We start from the raw sequence: 20,875 nt of genomic DNA on the forward strand, positions 1-20,875 counted from the left end.
CTACCGTCGGGTAATTCGTCGCCACAATACCCTTTGAGGCGCCCTCTTGGCTGTGTGCCTGCGACAATGAAGGAGATGACGCAGACTCTGAAATTCGCTGAGGCAGCCGCCCTGCAGGACCTGTCGACCTACGTCGCGCGGGCTAAGAGGATCGAGCAGCAGGGCATCCGGCTCCAAGCCGCGGGCAGCGTCGTGGCTGCCTGGGTCCCCGTGATGACTCCCAGCTCCCTGATGGGCCGGCTGCCCGCCGTTCTCGGACTGCGCACCATGGCGCTGGGCGAGAGCTCCTCAGCCGACGTGACGGTTGAACTGGGCTCCATCACGGAGCGTCTGGCGCGCCTGACCAGCTCTGACCTTGAGCTTGCTCTGCCTCCGTCACAGGTCAATGCCCCATGGGCCGCCGTCACCCCGCCCCGCTCCGGCTGGGAGCCCCAGGGAACTGTCACCGATGCGCTGCTCCGAGAGACCGCAGAGCGCGGCATCACCCAGATTGCCGACGCGGTGCCGAGCTCCGCCGGTGCCGCTGCCGTCGAGCAGGTGAGGGAGCGCGTCTGGGGCGAGCCTGTGACCCAGACGCCGCCGATCCCTGCAGGCGCTGCGTTCGGCGCCCTCTCTCTAGGATTCTTAGGGTCCGACGACGCAGTCACCAGTGTCCACACCCTGGGGCGATGGACCCGGCTCACCTCGAAGGGCGGCTACATCCTCGCCCGCTCCTCAGGCACTCAGCTGAACTAGGCGTTGACCATCGAGTGGGCTGCGCGCTCGAGGTAGTCCCACAGGACCTCTTCATGCATGGGTGAGAGCTCCGCTGACTTCACCGCGTTGCCCATGAACGTCAGCCATTTGTCGCGCGCCCGGCTGTCGACGGTGAAGGGCATGTGGCGCATGCGCAGTCGAGGGTGGCCACGCTCTGCCTGGTAGGTGCGCGGACCGCCCCAATACTGCTCGAGGAACGTCAGGAGCCGGTGCTTGGCCGGCTCAAGGTCCTCCTCGGGGTACATGGCTCGAAAATCCTCGTCCTCGGCGACCTGCGCATAGAACGAATCGACGATCCTCTGGAACGTCCTCCGGCCGCCGACTTGGGCGTAGAAGCTGTTCGGATCGACGTCCTCCGTGCCGTCTCCCTCGACGGGCTGACCGTCCGGGCCGGGGAGGACTCCGAGGTCCGTGGGCCTCGGCGGGGTGGGTGCTCCTTCTGCGTTCGTCGGAGCCGAAGCGGCGTCGCTCTCGCCGGACGGCTCCTGACTCTGGGCCTCATCCTCCTGGGAAGGGAGGCCGGTCACGCGGGAGGGCGGCCTTCCGGCGGGGCGGACTGTAGCGATGGGTGCGCCCAGACGCTGGGAGAACTGAGGCAAACGGGAGGGCTGCTGCTCATCGGACATAGTCTGCACAGCATAGAATGTCCGGTGTTTGTTCCGGAACCTCACCTAAGGATCCCTATGCGCGTTCACATCGCCACCGACCACGCCGGTATGGAGCTTTCCGCCCATCTGGTCAAGCATCTGACCGAGCTCGGCTATGAGGTCATCGACCATGGGCCGACCGACTACGACGCTGAGGACGACTACCCGGACTTCGTCCTGCCCGCCGCCGAGGCCGTGGCTGCCGAACGGGCTGAGGGGCAGGATTCGCTGGGCATCGTTCTCGGAGGCTCGGGCAACGGCGAGCAGATCGCGGCGAATAAGGTCCGCGGCATCCGTGCGGCGCTCGCGTGGAACCGCGAAACAGCCCAGCTGGCCCGTGAGCACAACGATGCCAATGTCCTTGGCCTGGGAGGACGCCAGCACGGACTGCCTGAGGCCACGGCCATCACCGAAGCGTTCCTGACTGCTCAGTGGTCCGAGGCGGAGCGTCACGCCCGCCGGATCGGAAAGATCTCCCAGTACGAGAGCACCGGCGCCATCGGTGCCTGAGGGCCACACCCTTCATCGTCTCGCCGAGGTGATCAGCCGGCTCTTCGCGGGCCGGAGCTGGCAGGTGAGCTCACCTCAGGGCAGGTTCGCCGAGGGCGCGGCTATGCTCACCGAGCGCGTTCCCGAGCGGGCCCAAGCTCACGGCAAGCAGCTCTTCGTCCACGTGGACGATGCGGTGTGGCAGATCCACCTCGGCCTCTATGGCGCCTTCAGCTTCCGCGGCGATGAGCAGTTCGCCGGCGTAGGCGCAGTGGGAGCCCCCCGCGCCGCTCGCGCGGGAGGAGGCGGTGAGCGCGACGATGAGGGATGGATCGTTCCCGAAGCTCCCCAGGGTGCCGTCCGAGCTCGCGTACGGGGGCGCGACGGCTGGGCTGACCTTCGGGGACCCGCGGTGTGCCGAGTGGTCACGTATGACGAGCACCTCTCGGTGCTGGAGCGATTGGGGCCGGATCCGCTGCGACAAGCGGGCCTTGGGGTTGAAGAGGCTCCGTTCGAGCTCTTCCTTCGGCGTCTTGCCCGGCGGCGCGTGAGCATCGGGGCGGCTCTCATGGACCAGGCCGTCATCGCGGGGGTCGGAAACATCTACCGCGCCGAATCCCTGTTCCTGGAACGGATGAGCCCGCACGCGGGTGCGGCCGAGATTCCCGAGCAGCGCGTGCGCGACCTCTGGACGAGGCTCACCCGGCAGATGCGGGACGGCGTGGCTGAGGGTGCGATACGGACTCTCAGGCCGGGCGCCGGCGCGGCCGCCGGTCCGCGCCCCCACTGGGTCTACAAGCACGAGGGCACAGCCTGTCTGCGATGCGCGGCGCGCATACGTGCTGAAGAGCTGCAGGGCAGACGTCTGTACTGGTGCCCCGGGTGCCAGGTCGTCCCGTAGAATCGCCGGGTCAGCCGACGCATCAACCCGCAGGAGATCCGAAGCCCCGTGTCCGAGCAGATCAGCATCACAGTCAGCGGCGCACCCACGACGGTCGCACAGGGCACCACCGGAACGGATCTGTTCGCCGATGATAAGTCCACTGCGGTGATGCGGGTCGACGGCGAACTGTGGGACCTTGCCCGCGAAGTGCCCGCCGGCGCTGACGTGCAGAGAGTCGACGTCTCTGAGCCGGAGGGTCTCGATGTGCTGCGCCACTCGGCGGCGCATGTCATGGCCCAGGCGGTCCAGCAGCTCTTCGAAGGGACCAAGCTCGGCATCGGCCCCTACATACGAGATGGGTTCTACTTCGACTTCGATGCCCAGAGGCCGTTCACCCCAGATGACTTGAAGAGCATCGAAAAGACCATGAAGAAGATCATCAACCAGGGGCAGCGCTTCGAACGCGAGGTCGTGACCCTGGATGAGGCGAAGCGCCAGATGGCGGAGGAGCCCTACAAGCTGGAGCTGCTCGGCGAGGGCGACGACGCTGAGACGGCTGCCGAAGGTGCCGGCGTTGAAGTGGGCGGCCCCGAAATCACCATTTACCACAACGTGGACCGCAGCGGGGAGCGAGTCTGGTCCGATCTCTGCCGCGGCCCGCACGTGCCCAGCACAAAGCTGATAGCCAACGCGTTCTCCGTGATGCGGGCCGCCGGCGCCTACTGGCGCGGCAAGGAGGGCAACCCTCAGCTTCAACGCCTCTACGGAACTGCCTGGCCCACCAAGGATGACCTCAAGGCGTACAAGGAGAGGCTCGCGGAGGCCGAGCGCAGGGATCACCGTCGACTGGGGCGCGAGCTCGATCTCTTCAGCTTCCCAGAGGAGATCGGCTCGGGTCTGTCGGTCTGGCACCCCAAAGGCGGTCTCGTGCGGGGAATCATGGAGCAGCATGCCCGCACGAAGCACCTGCAGGGCGGCTACACCTACGTCTACACGCCGCACATCTCCAAAGCAGACCTGTTCGCCGCCTCTGGCCACCTTGCCAACTACAAAGACGACATGTGGCCTGCGATCTCGATGGACGAGGAGACGGACGAGGACGGGAACGTCACGAAGCAGGGGCAGGACTATTACCTCAAGCCCATGAACTGCCCCATGCACATCCTCATCTACAAGGAGCGCGGGCGAAGCTACCGCGACCTTCCCCTGCGGTTCGCGGAGAACGGCACGGTGTACCGCAACGAACGTTCGGGCGCCCTCCACGGCCTCACGCGTGTGCGCGGGTTCACTCAGGATGACGCTCACCTCTTCGTGCGGCCGGACCAGCTCGAGGCAGAGGTCACCAAAGTCGTCGAGTTCGTCGTCGACCTTCTGCGGGACTTCGGGCTCGAGCAGTTCGAGCTTGAGCTATCCATGAAGGATGACGACAGCGGCAAATGGGTGGGCTCCGAGGAGTACTGGGAATCGGCGACTCAGGCCCTGCGCAACGTAGCGGTCGGCTCTGGGCTCAAAATGACGGAGATCCCCGGCGAGGCGGCCTTCTACGGACCGAAGATCGACCTGAAGGTCACGGATGCGATCGGGCGCAGGTGGCAGCTCTCCACCGTTCAGGTCGACCCAAACCTGCCCGAGCGCTTCGAGCTGGAGTACACGGCCGAGGACGGCTCACGGCAGCGGCCCATCATGATCCACCGAGCCCTCTTCGGGTCGATCGAGCGTTTCTTCGCCATTCTGCTCGAGCACTACGCCGGTGCGTTCCCCGCATGGCTGGCACCCGTTCAGGTCCGGGGGATTCCGGTGGCTGAGCCGTTCAACGATCACCTCGGGGAGGTGATCCGGCGGCTCCAGGCGCTCGGCGTCCGTGCTGAGCTGGACGACGGGTCGGACCGGTTCCCCAAGAAGATCCGCACGGCCTCGAAGGACAAGATTCCGTTCGTGCTGATTGCCGGGGGAGAGGACCAGGAGGCGCAGGCCGTGTCCTTCCGCTACCGCGACGGCACCCAGGAGAATCAGGTGCCGATCGACGACGCTGTGGCAAAGATCGTGCGGGCCATAGAGGACCACGAAGCCTGAGCAGCCATGGATTCAGAGGTCTTCGACGAGTTTGAGCTGGCGGGCGCGCCCGACGGCTTCCAACGCCTGTGGAACCCGCATCGGGCGGCGTATCAGAGCCGCGGACAGAACCAGGTCACAGGTGAGGGCGACTGCCCCTTCTGCCAGGGTCCCGAGCGCACCGACGAGGAGTCGCTCATCGTCCACCGCGGTAAGACGTGCTTCGTTCTGCTGAATCTGTATCCCTACAATCCGGGCCACCTGCTCGTGTGCCCCTACCGGCATGTCCCGGACCTCACCGACCTCACCGCTGAAGAGTCCCGCGAATTCACCTCGCTGGCTCAGTCGAGCATGCGCGTCCTCACAGCTGCGGCGCGGCCTATGGGCTTCAATCTGGGCATCAACCAGGGGCAGGCCGGAGGTGCAGGGATCGCGCCGCATCTGCATCAGCACGTGGTCCCGCGGTGGCAGGGAGACGCGAACTTCATGCCGATCATCGCGCAGACGAAGAATCTCTCCGCCACGCTGGGACAGACTCGTGAGCTCATTGCCACGACGTGGACCCCCGACGTCGCCGAAGGCTCCGACTGATGCTCAAGCACGCACGCTCGTTCTTCTCTCGCCTCTTCACGCCTGTGGCACGCCTTCTGCTCCGCGTAGGTCTGACCCCCAATGCGGTGACCGTGATAGGCACCCTCGGTGTCAGCGGCGGCGCTCTGATCCTGTATCCCTTGGGTGAGCTGTTCTGGGGGACCGTCGTCATCACCCTGTTCGTGTTCAGCGATCTGGTCGACGGCCTCATGGCTCGGCTGGGCGGGCAGAGCAGCGTCCTCGGCGGCTTCCTCGACTCGGTTCTGGACCGAGTGCAGGACAGTGCGGTCTTTCTGGGACTGATGATGTGGTTCTACACCACCGGTGAGAACGCCATGATCGGGTCGGCCGCAGCCATCTGCATGGTCTTGGGACTGTTGGTGTCATACATCCGTGCACGCGCAGAGTCGATGGGCTTCGACGCGAACGTCGGAATTGCGGAGCGCCCGGAACGCATGGTTTCCACTCTGGTGACTGCCGGACTCGTGGGCCTGGGGCTCCATGAGGGGGTCCTGCACGTGGTGCTTGTGCTTCTCGCCATAGCGTCGGGCATCACCGTGGCGCAGAGGATCACGACTGTTGCACAGCAGGCGAACGAGCCCCGCGCCGGCTGATGGAGGACGGAGGGAGCCCTCTCCGTTAGCCTGGTCGGAAGCTGAAACGATCATCCCGCCGACTACGAGGAGAATAATGGCCGGACACTCCAAATGGGCCAACACGAAGCATCGCAAGGCTGCGGTCGACGCGAAGCGGGCGAAGATCAACGCGCGCTATACCAAGCAGATCGAAGTTGCGGCCCGCAACGGCGGCCCGGACGCTGCGGGAAACCCGGCGCTGGAGCTTGCAGTGTCGAAGGCCAAGAAGGAGTCGGTGCCCAATGACAACATCGACCGTGCCATCAAGCGGGGCGCCGGCCTCTCCGGCGACGCCGTGGACTACGAAGAAGTCACCTACGAGGTGCGCGGTCCTGCCGGTTCGGCGCTGCTGGTGGAATGCCTGACGGACAACCGCAACCGTGCCGCTGCGGATGTGCGGACGGCAGTGTCGAAGTCTGGGGGCACTCTGGCGGATCCGGGCTCGGTCGCCTTTATGTTTCAGCGCAAAGGCGTCGTATCTGTGCCTCAGCGGGACGGAGTCTCAGAGGACGATGTGCTCGCGGCTGTCCTCGACGCGGGCGTCGAGGAGGTGTACGACCAGGACGATCGCTTCGAGGTGCGCGCTGAGCCCGGCGACCTTCAGGCGGTGACGAAGAGTCTGGATGAGGCAGGAATATCCTATGACGGCGACGAGGTGGCCTTCCTCTCCGACATCAAGGTCGATCTTGATCTCAAGGACGCCAAGAAGTTCCTCAGGCTGCACGACGCCCTGGACGATCTCGACGATGTTCAGAGCATCCACACCAACGCAGATCTCAGCGAGGAGACGCTCGCGGCCCTGGACGCCGAAGGCTGAGCGTGTGAGCGTCCGCGCTTCCCAGCAGTCAGGTGGCCTGTCGGGGACGGCGGGCAGGTCGCGTACGCTCCAGCGGATTCTCGGCGTGGACCCGGGGCTGACACGATGCGGGTTCGCCGTCATCGAGATGGCGCCCAACCGAAGCGGCTCCTCGGTCCATGTGCAGGTGACGAGCACCAAGCCCGACGAGGATCTGGCCTGGCGCATTCTGAGCATCCAGAGGGCCGCGGAGAAGCTTCTCGACTCGTTCGCCCCTGACGTGGTTGCCGTCGAGCGGGTCTTTGCGAGCAGCAACGCTCCGACGGCCATGGCCACAGCGCAGGCGGTGGGGGTCATCATTGCCGCGGCTGCCGCGCGGGACATTCCGGTGGCCTGGCACACGCCCTCAGAGGTGAAGGCGGCGGTGACCGACGACGGCACCGCGGGCAAGGCTGCTGTGGCACGGATGGTTCAGCGCATACTGCGCCTGCCGACGCTGCCCACACCGGTCGACGCGACCGATGCGTATGCGGTGGCCATCTGCCATGCGTGGCGCTCAGGGGTGGGGGCCGCGTACAGCATGTCGGCGGGCACCCGGACTCATCAGGGAGCGAAGACCACGCTGCAGAAGGCCGCAGAGGCGCGCGGCGGAGCCGAAACCCCTGCCCAGAAGGCGTGGCGCGCCGCTGAGAAGCGAGCTCAGGGCCGCTGAGGCCGCTAGAGTACTCGAAGGTTTGTTCTAATAGGGGACTCAGCAGCGAAGGAGACGACGGCGTGATCTCAAGCATTAGGGGTGAGGTCCTCCACACTGGGCTGGACCACGCCGTCATCGACGTCTCCGGCTTTGGCCTGCATGTCAGCGCGACGGCACAGACCCTGTCCCAGCTGCGCGTCGGCGAGCAGGTCATGCTGAGGACCAGCTACGTGCCCCGCCAGGACGAGGCCCCTCTGCTCTTCGGCTTCGCCGAGACGGGGGAGCGAGAGATCTTCACGTCGATGCTGTCGATCTCCGGCGTGGGTCCCAGGCTTGCTCTCGCCGTGCTTTCCGTGCATTCTCCGCAGGATGTCCGTCGCGCAATTCGCGACTCGGACACCGCCGCCTTCACCCGCGTGCCGGGCATAGGCAAGAAGACGGCGCAGAGGATCCTTCTCGAGCTGGCCGGCAAGCTTGTTCTCGATGAGGTCGAAAGTGCGGCTCCGGGCGCCCCGCAATCAGAGGGGTCTGCGCCGAGTGGGGCATCCGCCGAAGTGACTGCTGCGCTGGTCTCTCTGGGTTGGAGCGAGAAGGATGCCGAGAAGGCACTGGGTGCGGCGCTCCACGCCGAGCCGACACTCTCCGAGGCGGACACCTCAACGCTGCTGCGTGCGGCCCTGCGCGGCCTGAGCGGCGCGGGAGCATCAGATGTCCGACGCTGAGCGCTCCGACGCGGGAGGCTCACCTCTGGTGAGTCCTGCCCCCGGGGCGGAGGAGAAGCAGCTCGAAGCGGCACTGCGCCCCAGAACCTTGGACGACTTCGTCGGGCAGCCGACGGTGCGCAATCAGCTGTCCCTAGTGCTGGAGTCTTCACGCATGCGGGACACCGCTGCTGATCACGTCCTGCTCTCCGGCCCTCCCGGCTTGGGCAAAACCACCCTGTCGATGATCATTGCTGCGGAGATGGCCGCGCCGCTGCGGATCAGCTCCGGCCCAGCCATCCAGCACGCCGGCGACCTCGCAGCCATCCTCTCGTCGCTCACCGAGGGCGAGGTGCTCTTCATCGATGAGATACACCGCATGTCCCGACCGGCGGAAGAGATGCTCTACCTGGCGATGGAGGACTTTCGCGTCGACATCATCGTGGGCAAGGGAGCCGGAGCCACCTCCATTCCTCTGGAGCTGCCCCGATTCACCCTCGTCGGGGCCACGACGCGCGCGGGGCTTCTGCCGGGTCCGCTCCGTGATCGCTTCGGCTTCACAGCTCACTTGGAGTACTACTCCGCCGACGACCTCGAGAAGGTTCTCCGGCGCTCGGCCGCAATGCTCGACATCAGCGTGACGGATGAGGCGTTCTCCGAGATTGCCTCCCGGTCCAGGGGCACCCCCCGCATCACGAACAGGCTGCTGCGACGAGTCCGAGATTGGGCGCTGGTGAAACAGGTGCCGCTCGTGGATCTGGGGGCGGCATCGGAGGCGCTGAACACCTATGAGGTCGATGAGCTGGGGCTGGACCGTCTCGACCGGGCGGTGCTCCATGCCCTGTGCCGCACCTTCCGCGGCGGTCCCGTGGGGCTTTCGACACTGGCAGTCATCGTGGGCGAGGAGACGGAAACGGTGGAGACGGTCGCGGAGCCATATCTTGTTCGGGAGGGTCTGCTCGCCAGAACCCCAAGAGGCCGTGTCGCGACAGAGGCCGCCTGGAGGCATCTGGGACTGACGCCGCCGGGCGCAGAGCCGGCGCCTCCGCAGAACCCGCTGCCCGGCACCATGTCGTGAACCTCACGGTGCAGGGCGCGCTTCGGGTCTGACCTGATAATCTGGCGCGTTGTGAATCATCTTCCTCTTCTCACGCTCTTGGCAGGCAACGGCGACCCCGCGGGCAACGCGGCCGGCGACCCGTTCATCTGGATCATGCTGGGCCTTCTGGTCCTGTTCATGGTCTTCACCTTCCGTCGCGGCAAGAAGATGCGCGATAAGCAGCAGCAGGCGCACGCGCAGGCCACAGTGGGCGCCGAGGTGGTCACCGCCGGTGGTCTCGTCGGCACTGTCGTACACCGCGATGAGGAGCGCCAGAGGCTCACTCTTGAGTTCTCCTCCGGCAACCGCGCAGACTTCCTCCTCGGGGCCGTCCAGCAGATCACCGAGCCGGCGCCGAGCGAGTCAGGCGACTCCACAGACGACGACACGTCCCGGCCCCGCGACTGATGTCTGCACCCAAGCCCGTGCGTCGGGCGCTCGCGGCGCTGACTGCGCTGCTGATCATCCTCGTCACAATGGGCGGTCTGCTCCTCTACGGAGTGCAGGACGGACGGGCCCAATGGGCGCCGCTGCTCGCGCTCGATCTCGAGGGCGGCACGCAGATGGTGCTTTCCCCGCAGGTGGAGACGGGCGAGGAGGTCGACGACGAGCAGCTTGAGCAGGCCGTCGAGATCATTCGTCAGCGAGTGGACGGCACGGGCGTCGCCGAGGCCGAGATCGCAGTTCAGGGTTCGGAGAACATCGTCGTGAATCTCCCCGGAACTCCCGACGAGGCCACACGGGAGCTGATCCAGGCCAGTGCCGACATGGAGTTCCGTCCGGTGCTGCAGCAGGGGAACGACCCCATCTACTCACTGCAGCAGCAGGAGCAGATGCGCCAGGACACACTCGATGCCGCTGAAGAGGACATGAGCGACGACGAGTTCGACGCTCTCCAGGAGCAGCTGGACCAGCAGACGCAGCAGGCCGAGGAGGAGGCCGCCGAAGCTGAGGAGGCCCAGGCCCAGCCGGAGGACTTCGACGAGCCGACTGGTGAGCCCACGGATGCATCTGACCCGAACTGGGTCACGCCCGAGCTCGCCGCTGAGTTCGAGAACTACCGGTGCAGCGACGACATCTCCCTCGATGATCGCGCGGACTGGTCCGATGAGGAACCCATCATCACCTGCAACCCGGACACCGGTGCGACATTCCTCCTGGGGCCCGTTGACGTCCCGGGCGAGTTCATCGCCGACGCGGACTTCGGGCTGGAGGAGAACAACTGGATCACCACCGTCAGCTTCGACAGTGAGGGCACTCAGCTCTTCGCGGATTCGTCCTCCAGGCTCTATGGGCTCGAAGGCGACCGCAACCACTTCGGCATTGTTCTGGACGGCCACGTGATCATCGCGCCCTCCATGAACGCGCCCATCTACGACGGCAACGCGCAGATCAGCGGGGAATTCACCGAGGACGAAGCGCGGGGGCTGGCAGAGCAGCTGCGCTACGGCTCCTTGCCCATGAGCTTCCAGATCGAGTCGGAGCAGCAGATCTCTGCGACGCTGGGAGCCGACCAGCTGCGGATGGGCCTCCTCGCAGGCCTGATCGGTCTTCTGCTGACGGCGGGATATGCCGTGTACCAGTACAGGGCGCTTGCCCTCGCCGTGACCATGCCGTCACTGATCGTGGTCGGCGCGCTGACCTGGTGGGCCATCTCCCTGCTCGGGTGGTCGGACGGATACCGGCTTTCTTTGGCGGGCATCGCCGGGCTCATTCTCTCCATCGGCCTGACCGCCGACTCCTTCGTCGTCTATTTCGAACGGGTCAAGGATGAGCTCCGTGAAGGCCGTTCTCTGGCGGGCGCGGTCGAATCCGGATGGCAGAGGGCCCGCAGAACGATTCTCGCGTCCAAAGCGGTGAACATCATCGCTGCTGTGGTTCTCTACCTCGTCGCAGTGGGCAATGTGCGAGGCTTCGCGTTCACTCTGGGTCTCACGGCCCTCATCGACGTGATCCTCGTCTTCCTGTTCACCCACCCCCTGATGCAGCTTCTTGCGCGACGACGCTTCTTCGCCTCGGGGAAGCGCTTCTCCGGTCTCTCGGCGCGGGAGCTGGGCGTCGACGTGCTCTATAAGGGAGCGGGCCGCTTCTCGCGCAGCCAGGTCGTGTATTCGGATCCCCAGGCAGCAGGGGTGCCGGCGCAGACCCCCGAGCAGGAGTCCGCTGCGGCAGATCGTGCCCAAGAGGTTCCTGAGCACAGCGAGGAGGAATGGGCCGAGATGACGATCGCCGAGCGTCGTCGTGCCCGTGAGCGTGCGGCCCGCCGCCGAGAGCGGGCCGAGACAGAGGACGGACAGGTGCTGAGCGCCTCTGCCTCTCCGTCCTCCGAGGAAAGGAGGGACGACTGATGGCAGCAGGTTTTGCCAAGGCCGGCAACCAGCTCTACACGGGGGAGAAGGCCTACCCCTTCATTCAGCGTTCCAACATCTGGTTCGCGATTGCGGCTGCCTTGGTCCTTATCTCCATCGCGATCCCCTTTCTCCGCGGCGGCTTCAATCTCGGCATCGAGTTCACGGGGGGCAGCGAGTTCACCATCTCCCAGACTGAGCAGACAGAGCCCGGGATCGGTGAGGAGGCCGTGGCTGATACCACCGGCCAGGACGCGACGGTCACGAACATTGCACCGGGCACCATGCGGGTGCAGACCGATGAGCTGGACGACGCAGAGACGATCCAGGTAGCCGATGCGCTGCAGGACGGCTACGGCGTCAGTGCCGACCAGGTCTCGTCGACATTCGTCGGTCCAGTGTGGGGCGAGCACGTCTCTCAGCAGATGATGATCGGACTGGTCGTCTTTCTGGTGCTGGTCGCGCTCTATATGGCGGCCTACTTCCGAACCTGGACGATGTCTGTGGCAGCCCTCACGGGGCTGGGCTTCGTCGTCGTCACGACGGTCGGCATCTACTCGGCGACCGGCTTCGAGGTCACCCCGAGCGCAGTCATCGGGTTTCTGACGATCCTCTCCTACGCCCTGTACGACACGATGGTTGTGTTCGACAAGATCAGAGAGAACCTGACCCCGCTGCATGATCAGAAGGACCAGACGTTCACCGAGCGGACGAATCTGGCCATCAATCAGACCCTGGTCCGATCTGTGAACACCTCAGTCGTCGGGCTGCTGCCCGTGGGGTCGATTCTCTTCATCGGAGCATGGCTGCTGGGGGCGGGAACCCTTCAGGACATCGCGCTGGCGCTCTTCACCGGCATCATCGTGGGCACCGTTGCGACGATCTTCGTCCAGGCTCCGCTGTACGCCCGCATCCGCCGGGGAGACGCGAGCATTCGCGAGCATACCCAGATGGTCCTGTCGATGCGCGATGAGCGAATGGCGCAGGGGGGCATCCGCACCATCACAGCATCAGGCACTCCGCTGGGAGACGACGGGCAGCCGGTTTCCTTCCCGCCTCTGCCCGAGACCGAGTCAGAGACGGCAGGCCCCGACGTGGAAGAGGCCGAAGTGCCCGACTGGGAGTCGCTGTTCGCCGCCGACGCCCGTGACGTTGAAGGCGGACGTCAAGGTGGGGAGCGTAGAGAGCCATGAAAGCGCTTAGAATAAGCGAATCATGACGCGACCTACCCGGTCAGTGGGCACCCTGGCCCACTCAGACGACTCGCCGCTGCTGGAGCCTCTGGTGCGCGCGGTCAAGGCGAACAGTGCTGAGGCTGATCTTGCCCTCATTCGGCGGGCCTTTGACGTGGCCCACCACCATCACGAGGGTCAGAAGCGCAAGTCGGGCGATCCTTACATCACCCATCCGGTGGCGGTGGCGACCATCCTGGCCGAGCTGGGCCTGGACGGGCCCACCCTGGCGGCTGCCCTGCTGCACGACACCGTCGAAGACACCAAGTACTCCCTGGAGCAGCTGACCAAAGATTTCGGCGAAGAGATTTCGCTGCTCGTCGACGGCGTGACGAAGCTCGACAAGCTGAAGTTCGGGGATGCTGCACAGGCTGAGACGGTGCGCAAGATGGTCCTGGCTATGGCCAAGGACATACGTGTCCTGATGATCAAGCTGGCCGACCGGCTCCACAACGCCCGCACATGGCGCTACGTGCCCGCGGAGTCCAGCGCGCGCAAGGCGAAGGAGACGCTGGAGATCTTCTCGCCGCTGGCTCACCGCCTCGGAGTCAACACCATCAAGTGGGAGCTTGAGGATCTCTCCTTCGCTGCCCTCTACCCCAAGGTGTATGAGGAGATCGTTCGTCTGGTGGGGGATCGGACCCCGCAGAGAGAGAAGTTCCTCGCCGAGGTCCGCGCGACCATTGCCGATGACCTCAATGAGGCCAGCATCGCTGCCACCATCACGGGACGGCCGAAGCACTACTACTCGATCTACCAGAAGATGATCGTGCGCGGCAAAGAGTTCGACGACATCCATGACCTGATGGGCGTCCGTGTTCTGGTGGACTCGGTCCGTGACTGCTATGCGGCCTTGGGTGCCCTTCATGCGCGTTGGAATCCCCTTCCAGGGCGTTTCAAGGACTACATCGCGATGCCCAAGTTCAACATGTACCAGTCGCTGCATACGACAGTGCTGGGTCCCTCCGGCAAGCCGGTTGAGGTTCAGATCAGAACCTACGAGATGCACCGGCGCGCCGAGTACGGTGTGGCGGCGCACTGGAAGTACAAAGAGGACGGAACTGCAGCGCCCGCATCGCTGAGCGCTGACGGCGGGACGGCGGTCAGCCCCGGAGACAGCCCCAATGAGGCCCGTCAGCAGTCGCAGGCCACAGCTGACATCGGGTGGCTGCGCTCATTGGTCGACTGGCAGTCCGAGACCAAGGACCCGGACGAGTTCCTGGATTCGCTGCGCTACGAGATCAACGCCAAAGAGGTCTTCGTCTATACGCCCAAGGGCGAGGTCATCTCACTGCCTGCGGGAGCGACGCCCGTGGACTTCGCCTACAGCATTCACACGGATGTGGGCCACAAGACCATCGGCGCTCGAGTCAACGGAAAGCTCGTACCGCTGAACTCAGAGCTGCAGCACGGCGACTGGGTGGAGATCTTCACCTCGAAGGCGGAGGGCGCCGGACCCTCGTACGACTGGCTGATGTTTGTGAAGTCGCCTCGCGCGAGGAACAAGATTCGTCACTGGTTCTCCAAGGAGCGCCGTGAAGAGTCCATCGAGCGCGGCAAGGAGATGCTCACCAAGGCGATCCGGAAATCGAACCTGCCCCTGCAGAAGGTGATGAACCCTGAGGTCCTCTCAGCAGTCGCTGGGGAGCTCCACTATTCGGACATTTCGGGCTTCTATGCCGGGGTCGGCGAAGAACACGTGTCGACGCAGAACGTCATCGAGCACCTCAACAGCCTCTTCGACCCAGAGGATGCCGAGGACGAGGAGCATGACACCACCCCCATCACGTCGCCGGCGCCGCGGCCCACGGAGTACTCGGATGCCGGAGTGGTCATCAAGGGTGCAGGCAATGTGCTGGCCAAGCTGGCCCGCTGCTGCACACCCGTTCCGCCGGACGAGATCGAAGGGTTCGTGACCCGTGGTCAGGGAGTTTCGGTGCACCGGGCAGACTGCCGCAACGTCAGCCAGCTTCGCGAACAGCCGGGGCGGCTCGTCGATGTCGAGTGGGCCCCGACCAAGTCGTCGGTCTTCCTGGTCGAGATTCAGGTGGAGGCGCTGGACCGCAAGTCGCTCCTCTCCGATGTCACACGGATACTCGCGGAGTCGCACGTGAATATTCTCTCGGCCACTGTGCAGACGTCGAAGGACCGTGTGGCGGTGTCCCGCTTCAGCTTTGAGATGGGAGATCCGCGGTACCTCAACCACGTGCTGAACTCGGTGCGAAGGATCGACGGCGTGTACGACGTCTACCGAACTGTCGGAAAGCGTCGAGAAATACACTGATCGAGGAGCTCTGCGATGCGTGCGGCGCGTCCCTTTTCGCCGTTCGCTGAGCGTTTGGTCCGTTCAACGATCCTCTCAGCCATGGCCTCCAGGTCGTCGACGCCTTGGAGAAGCTGGCCGATCAGGTCGAGCCGGCGGCTCAGAGTATTCTGCTCGTCGTCTCCGGGCGTGTAGACGTGCTCGTCCTTGCCAGGACGCTGCGGCCAGAAGCACAGGTCCTCCCGCAGCCATCCGTTGACGGTGATGAGTCGGTCAGCGGGCTTGCGCGTGCCCACCGTCCCGATCCCGAGGAAGATGTCCTCTGCGGTGCGCTCAGGTGTGGTCAAGGCTGCCCCGCCCAGTCGCATCTGCTCCTCCTCCTCCAGGGGCACACTGTGGACCTGCCAGAGTATCGGTTCTCTCAGGTTCGGCCGTGGCGTGGCGCCGGGGGCGATGATATTGATGCGCTGCGGTGCGCTCCCGCTGAGATGAGCCCAAGCGGCAGTTTCGCCGCAGAGTGTGGCTCGTGGTCGAATCTTCGGTCCGAGCAGCGCGTGCGCCGCTTGGGCTCTGACGCTGCGGGAGCCTCTCACCGCCGCGCGTACGAATACGTCGGCGAGAACCGGTCTCAGCGCGCCCTCGGAGGCGAGGGTCTGAAGCTCGGCTGACGTGAAGGGCGAGCCGGGGCGATAGAAGTGATCCGTCCGGCTCTGCGCAGCGTCCATAGCGTCAGCATCTCCCGACCTGGCTGCGAGAGCAACGGACTCACGGCTGCCTGTGGAAAACCTCCAGGGCATGCGTGAGGATCTCGACCGCCGCTGCTTGGTCGATGCTGTCCCGCTGGTCACGTGCCTCGACCCCGGCCGCGCGCATCTTGCTCTGCGCGCTCACCGTGGAGAGCCTCTCATCGACAAGAGTCACCTCCGCGCCGACACTGGCCTCTTCGAGGCGCTGGGTCAATTCTGCGGCATACTCGCGCGCCTTCTGCGTCGAGGGGGTCTCCTGGCCTGAGAGGGAGAGGGGCAGCCCGACATAGATGACGCGGGCGCGACGCTCCTGCGCGATCTTCACGAGCATGCGCAGGTCAGAGCCTCTCCGCGCGTCTCTGCGGAGGGTCATCACGGGCGTGGCGACCAGTGCATCAGGATCGGAGGCAGCGAGCCCCACACGCGCGTCGCCCACGTCGACTGCGAGACGGACGCCGGGGCGAGGCGGACTGCTCATGCGCTGCGTGCACGAACGGCGGCGACCACGGCGTCCAGAGCTGCCGGAATGGCGGAGGCGTCCTGGCCGCCGCCCTGTGCGAGGTCGGGCTTGCCGCCGCCTCCGCCGCCCAGCACACCGCAGGCTACCTTGACCAGATCGCCTGCGCTCAGGCCCTCTTCCCTGGCTGCCTCTGTCGTCCCGATGACGACGACGGGACGTCCTTTGGACTCCCCGGCTGCAGCCGCAACGGCCGCTCGCGATCCGAAGCGCTGACGCAGGTCCATGACGAGTTGGCGGAGGTCGTCGCCAGTGGCGCTCCCGGCATGGTGCGCAACGACGGAGACGCCGTCAGCATCGACGGCCTGGTCGGCAAGCTGGCCTGCTGCGGCGCGCAGCTGCTCGCCCCGAAGCCGTTCAAGCTCACGTTCGGCCTCCCGGAGCTTCGAGAGCGTCGAGGCGATGCGGTCAGGCACCTGATCCGCGGGGACCTTGAGCATCTCGGTGAGCTGGCTCACGAGCGTACGCTCGGCTGCGAAGTGCTTGAAGGCATCCAGGCCCACCAAAGCTTCGACGCGACGGTTGCCCGATCCCACGGACGCTTCCGACATCAGCGCAACGGTCCCGATCTCAGCGGTGGAGGAGACGTGGGTTCCCCCGCAGAGCTCTCGCGACCATGGACCGTTCATCTCGACCACCCGCACCTGGTCGCCGTACTTCTCTCCGAACAGCATCATGGCGCCTATCGCCTCAGCCTCATCCAGCGCCATCGTCTTCGTCTCCACGGCGAAGTTGTCCCGAACGGCCAAGTTCGTAATCTCCTCCAGCTCCTGGCGGGCTCCGGGGGAGAGGGCCTCGTCGTGGGTGAAGTCGAACCTGAGGAAGCCCTCCTTGTTGAACGAGCCGGCCTGCACGGCGTCGGGTCCGAGAACATCGTGGAGTGCCGCGTGGATCAGGTGGGTCGCCGAGTGCGCCTTCTGCGCATCAAGGCGTCGCCGGACGTCGATGGTGCCGAGCGCCTCTGCTCCGGCTGGAACCTCGCCCTCGAGGACCCTGGCCCGATGCACCGACAGCCCCTTGATAGGGGACTGGACGTCACTGACTTCGAGGATGAAGCCGTCGCCGGTGATGCGCCCAGTGTCGGGTGCCTGACCGCCCGCCTCGGCGTAGAAGGGCGTCGCGTCGAGGACGATCTCGATCTCCTGGCCTGCGCCCGCCGAGGAGGCCTCGGCCCCGTCGACGACGAGGCCGCGGATGCGCGATTCGGTGGTGTGCTCGGTGTACCCCGTGAAGTGGGTCGGCACGTCCCGGAGCAGCTCTCGGTAGACCTCGGTGTTCGCGTGCCCGGACTTTTTGCCCTTCGCGTCTGCCCGCGCGCGCTGCCGCTGCTCCGCCATCAGTTCGCGGAAAGTGTCCTGGTCGACATCAACGCCGGCTTCTTCGGCCATCTCAAGGGTCAGATCGATCGGGAAGCCGTAGGTGTCGTGCAGCGCGAACGCGTCCTCGCCAGAGAGGCGTCCGCCCTGTGCCTTCGCGCTTCCGACTGCCGAGTCCAGGCGTGCAGTGCCCGCTGAGAGCGTACGGAGAAAGGCCTGCTCCTCCTTCTCGGCGACGCGAAGGATGGTGTCGAAGCGCTGCTCGACCTCAGGGTAGACGCCCTTCATCGCATCGCGGGACACGCTGATCAGGCTGCCGAACGTGGAGTCTTCTGCCCCGAGGAGGCGCATCGCCAGGATCACCCGTCGGATGAGGCGGCGAAGAATGAAGCCTCCTCCTTCATTGGAGGGCCGGACCCCGTCGCTGATCAGCATCAGAGCGGACCGGACGTGATCGGCAATCATGCGGAGCCGCACGTCGTTGCTGTGGTTGGGATCCTCAGGGTCTTCTGTCGAGGTATAGGTGATGCCGGCCAGCTCGGCGGCACGGTCAAGGACTGGTCGGACCTGGTCCGTCTCGTACATGTTCTCCACGCCCTGGAGGACCATGGCGAGGCGCTCGAGGCCGAGGCCGGTGTCGATGCTCTTGCTCTGAAGAGGACCGGCCACTTCGAACTCCGACTTGGAATGCACTGCCGAGAGTCGATCCTGCATGAAGACGAGGTTCCAGATTTCGACGTAGCGTGTCTCGTCCGCTGCGGGGCCGCCTTCGATCCCGTAGGCAGGCCCGCGGTCGTAGTAAACCTCCGAGCATGGCCCGCCTGGACCCGGCTGCCCGGTGTTCCAGTAGTTGTCCTCGGGACCGAACCTCTGGATCCGGTTCTCGGGAACGCCGACGTCGTCCCGCCAGATGCTGTAGGCCTCGTCATCGTCCTGGTAGACGGTGACCCAGAGGCGGTCGGGGTCGAGGCCGAATCCTCTCGGACTCGATCCGTCCGTGTCCCGAGAGCCGGTCAGCAGCTCCCAGGCCATGGGGATGGCCTTCTCCTTGAAATAGTCGCCGAAGCTGAAGTTGCCGCACATCTGGAAGAAGGTTCCGTGCCGCGCAGTCTTGCCCACCTCTTCGATGTCGGCTGTGCGGATGCACTTCTGCACCGAGACAGCACGGCTGTAGGGAGGCGTCTCCGCACCGAGGAAGTAGGGAATGAAGGGCACCATGCCGGCCACCGTAAACAGCAGCGAGGGGTCAGGAGAGACCAACGACGCCGAGGGAACCCTTTCGTGCCCCCGGGCACCGAAGTAGTCGTACCAGGTGCGGGCGATCTCCTCAGACTTCACTGGTCCTCCAACTCATTCGAATGCGGTGCCGTGCAAGTTTAGCGGGAATGAGAGAGCCCGCCGTGCCCGGAGGCAGCGGCGGGCTCTCTCAGCCATGAAAAGGACTCAGCGGGCGTAGTACTCGACGACCAGCTGCTCTTCGCACGTCACGGGAACTTCCGCGCGTGCAGGCTTGCGGACCAAGGTGGCCTGAAGCTTCTCGATATCCACGCTCAGGTAGCCGGGAACGGACGGGAGGACCTCCTGGTGCGCGCCGGCAGCGGCAACCTGGAAGGGCTCAAACTTCTCGGAGCGCTCGTGGACCTGCACGATCTGACCGGGCTTGACGCGGTATGAGGGCCGGTCCACGCGCTTGCCGTTCACGGTGATGTGACGGTGGGTCACGAACTGCCGCGCCTGGGCGATGGTGCGAGCGAAGCCCGAGCGGAGCACGAGAGCGTCAAGGCGAGATTCGAGGAGCTCGATCAGGTTCTCACCCGTCAGGCCCTCCGACTGGCGCTTCGCCTCTTCGTAGTAGCGGAGCATCTGGGACTCACGGATGCCGTACTGGGCGCGGAGCTTCTGCTTTTCGCGCAGACGCACTGCGTAGTCCGAGTCGGTGCGACGACGCGTACGGCCGTGCTGACCGGGACCGTAGGGGCGACGGTCGAGGTACTTCTGGGCCTTGGGAGTCAGCGCAACGCCGAGGGCGCGGGAGGCCTTCACCGTCCGTCGGGCGCGCAATGGGGTCTTAGGCATAGATCATGCAACTTTCTGCTCAATGGCGACGGCATTGTGTTTATTGCGCCGCGCACAGCAGTGATGTGCGCGGTACCTGGCCTCCGGAACAGGTTCACGACCTGAAGGAGAGCTCGAGCTGCCGATTGCTCGGTGACTACGACAACGGGCTGAGCCCGCGCCTGCCAGACAGCCGCCTACTCTACCACCTAGCCGCGGAGGGCTTTGCGGTCCGGTCGCGCTCTGTAGGGATCCACACCTTTGGGAATCGGCGGCCGAGCCGAGGGGAGAGCGGACATGCGCCGGTCGACCTCGTGCACTTCGTGCTTGGTGAGCTTCTTGTCCAGCTTCTTGATGTGCTTGGTCAGCTTGGACAGCGGAACCTGCTTGTCCCCGCGTCCAGTCTGCACGACATGGACCGGCACCTCGTTGCGGAGCACGGGCTTGAGACGTTTGCGAGTCTTCTCGCCCAGTTTCTGGGCGCGGCCCGCCGGACCTTCGGTGACGAGAACGACGCCTGGCTTGCCGATGACCCGGAACACAGCATCCTGTGTCTTGGGGTCCATCTGGATGGGCTCCTCCTCGACGATCCACCCTCGCCGGAGAGTGCCCAGGGCTGCTGCAGCAGCGCCTGGTCTTCCTTCGATGCGGGCGAAGGCGGCCTTCTCCGCGCGTCGGTTCATCACAATGAGGGCGCCCAGCAAGGCGCTGGGGAGGCCGACCAGGAGGCCTGTGATCCAGTTGAGCAGCAGGGTCGCGACCACGAATGTGACGGCGAAAGCCAGCAGTGCTGCGAGCGCCATCCACCACCCGATGTTCGGGTCGTAGGTGCGCGTCATGCTGAAGACCTGCTTGATGCGGGAGAAGAAGCCGTCCTGGCCGCTCTTCTTTCCCTTATTGGCCTTCTTCTGCGACTTCTTCTCGGCCTTCTGCCGCTTGTTCTGCGCGCGGAGCTGCTTCAGCTCGGCCTTGGCCTGCTCTTTGGTGAGCGTGGGGGAGGATTCGGACTTTGCCATGATGCGTTCCAGGGTACCGGATCGCCGTGCCTGTGCGTC

General features: G+C 65.3%; 20 protein-coding genes. 14 read left to right on the plus strand and 6 right to left on the minus strand.

Annotated elements, in window-relative coordinates:
* Positions 1–75: 75 nt before the first annotated feature.
* Positions 76–735 carry a hypothetical protein gene (locus FS388_RS12370; protein ID WP_246836219.1) on the plus strand — a complete coding sequence of 220 codons (660 nt, stop codon included), beginning with the start codon at positions 76–78 and terminating at the stop codon, positions 733–735.
* Here FS388_RS12370 and FS388_RS13365 read toward each other — a convergent pair.
* Positions 732–1,283, minus strand: coding sequence for a globin (locus FS388_RS13365; protein WP_256369554.1), 552 nt, complete (start codon positions 1,281–1,283; stop codon positions 732–734). The two genes, FS388_RS12370 and FS388_RS13365, sit on opposite strands and share 4 nt — an antisense overlap.
* A 156-nt stretch (positions 1,284–1,439) precedes the next feature.
* On the opposite strand from FS388_RS13365, the gene FS388_RS12380 reads away from it, so the two are divergent.
* The 13 genes from FS388_RS12380 (at position 1,440) to FS388_RS12440 (ending at position 15,207) form a co-directional block, all read left to right on the plus strand.
* Positions 1,440–1,913, plus strand: a complete 474-nt coding sequence (locus tag FS388_RS12380; RefSeq protein WP_146341685.1) for a ribose-5-phosphate isomerase — start codon at positions 1,440–1,442, stop codon at positions 1,911–1,913.
* A complete protein-coding gene (locus FS388_RS12385; RefSeq protein ID WP_146341686.1) occupies positions 1,906–2,793 on the plus strand; it encodes an Fpg/Nei family DNA glycosylase in 888 nt (295 codons plus the stop codon). Before FS388_RS12380 ends, FS388_RS12385 begins: the two co-directional genes overlap by 8 nt.
* A 48-nt stretch (positions 2,794–2,841) precedes the next feature.
* A complete protein-coding gene (thrS, locus tag FS388_RS12390; RefSeq protein WP_146341687.1) occupies positions 2,842–4,848 on the plus strand; it encodes a threonine--tRNA ligase in 2,007 nt (668 codons plus the stop codon).
* Positions 4,849–4,854: 6 nt separating this feature from the next.
* Positions 4,855–5,418: an HIT domain-containing protein gene (locus FS388_RS12395; RefSeq protein WP_146341688.1), complete on the plus strand. Its 564-nt coding sequence runs from the start codon at positions 4,855–4,857 to the stop codon at positions 5,416–5,418.
* The gene (gene pgsA / locus FS388_RS12400; RefSeq protein WP_371708387.1) at positions 5,418–6,032 is read left to right on the plus strand and encodes a phosphatidylinositol phosphate synthase; all 615 of its coding nucleotides are present in this window, start codon (positions 5,418–5,420) and stop codon (positions 6,030–6,032) included. The genes FS388_RS12395 and pgsA overlap by 1 nt, the downstream gene beginning before the upstream one ends.
* Positions 6,033–6,108: 76 nt before the next feature.
* Entirely contained in the window at positions 6,109–6,870 is a 762-nt protein-coding gene (locus tag FS388_RS12405) for a YebC/PmpR family DNA-binding transcriptional regulator (protein WP_146341689.1), read from the plus strand.
* A 4-nt stretch (positions 6,871–6,874) separates the two neighbouring features.
* Positions 6,875–7,561 carry a crossover junction endodeoxyribonuclease RuvC gene (gene ruvC, locus FS388_RS12410; RefSeq protein WP_246836220.1) on the plus strand — a complete coding sequence of 229 codons (687 nt, stop codon included), beginning with the start codon at positions 6,875–6,877 and terminating at the stop codon, positions 7,559–7,561.
* 62 nt (positions 7,562–7,623) lie between these two features.
* Positions 7,624–8,265, plus strand: coding sequence for a Holliday junction branch migration protein RuvA (gene ruvA, locus FS388_RS12415; protein WP_146341691.1), 642 nt, complete (start codon positions 7,624–7,626; stop codon positions 8,263–8,265).
* Entirely contained in the window at positions 8,252–9,322 is a 1,071-nt protein-coding gene (gene ruvB / locus FS388_RS12420) for a Holliday junction branch migration DNA helicase RuvB (protein WP_146341692.1), read from the plus strand. Before ruvA ends, ruvB begins: the two co-directional genes overlap by 14 nt.
* Before the next feature lie 51 nt (positions 9,323–9,373).
* Positions 9,374–9,751: a preprotein translocase subunit YajC gene (gene yajC / locus FS388_RS12425; RefSeq protein ID WP_146341693.1), complete on the plus strand. Its 378-nt coding sequence runs from the start codon at positions 9,374–9,376 to the stop codon at positions 9,749–9,751.
* Positions 9,751–11,691: a protein translocase subunit SecD gene (gene secD / locus FS388_RS12430; protein WP_146341694.1), complete on the plus strand. Its 1,941-nt coding sequence runs from the start codon at positions 9,751–9,753 to the stop codon at positions 11,689–11,691. Before yajC ends, secD begins: the two co-directional genes overlap by 1 nt.
* Positions 11,691–12,884, plus strand: coding sequence for a protein translocase subunit SecF (gene secF / locus FS388_RS12435; RefSeq protein ID WP_146341695.1), 1,194 nt, complete (start codon positions 11,691–11,693; stop codon positions 12,882–12,884). The genes secD and secF overlap by 1 nt, the downstream gene beginning before the upstream one ends.
* Positions 12,885–12,906: 22 nt before the next feature.
* The gene (locus FS388_RS12440) at positions 12,907–15,207 is read left to right on the plus strand and encodes a bifunctional (p)ppGpp synthetase/guanosine-3',5'-bis(diphosphate) 3'-pyrophosphohydrolase (RefSeq protein WP_146341696.1); all 2,301 of its coding nucleotides are present in this window, start codon (positions 12,907–12,909) and stop codon (positions 15,205–15,207) included.
* On the opposite strand, the gene FS388_RS12445 is transcribed toward FS388_RS12440, so the two are convergent.
* The 5 genes from FS388_RS12445 to FS388_RS12465 form a co-directional block, all read right to left on the minus strand.
* A complete protein-coding gene (locus FS388_RS12445) occupies positions 15,171–15,911 on the minus strand; it encodes a hypothetical protein (RefSeq protein WP_146341697.1) in 741 nt (246 codons plus the stop codon). The genes FS388_RS12440 and FS388_RS12445 overlap by 37 nt on opposite strands.
* A gap of 40 nt (positions 15,912–15,951) precedes the next feature.
* Positions 15,952–16,410 carry a Holliday junction resolvase RuvX gene (gene ruvX, locus FS388_RS12450; protein WP_146341698.1) on the minus strand — a complete coding sequence of 153 codons (459 nt, stop codon included), beginning with the start codon at positions 16,408–16,410 and terminating at the stop codon, positions 15,952–15,954.
* Positions 16,407–19,103 (minus strand): alanine--tRNA ligase, encoded by a 2,697-nt coding sequence (gene alaS, locus FS388_RS12455; RefSeq protein WP_146341699.1) that lies wholly within the window; start codon positions 19,101–19,103, stop codon positions 16,407–16,409. The genes ruvX and alaS overlap by 4 nt, the downstream gene beginning before the upstream one ends.
* 105 nt (positions 19,104–19,208) lie before the next feature.
* Positions 19,209–19,841: a 30S ribosomal protein S4 gene (gene rpsD, locus FS388_RS12460; protein WP_146341700.1), complete on the minus strand. Its 633-nt coding sequence runs from the start codon at positions 19,839–19,841 to the stop codon at positions 19,209–19,211.
* A 188-nt stretch (positions 19,842–20,029) separates the two neighbouring features.
* Positions 20,030–20,836: a DUF4191 domain-containing protein gene (locus FS388_RS12465; RefSeq protein ID WP_146341701.1), complete on the minus strand. Its 807-nt coding sequence runs from the start codon at positions 20,834–20,836 to the stop codon at positions 20,030–20,032.
* Between the last annotated feature and the right edge of the window lie 39 nt (positions 20,837–20,875).

The sequence above is a fragment of the Nesterenkonia sp. NBAIMH1 genome (genome assembly GCF_007922635.1).
GTDB classification, from domain to species: domain Bacteria; phylum Actinomycetota; class Actinomycetes; order Actinomycetales; family Micrococcaceae; genus Nesterenkonia; species Nesterenkonia pannonica.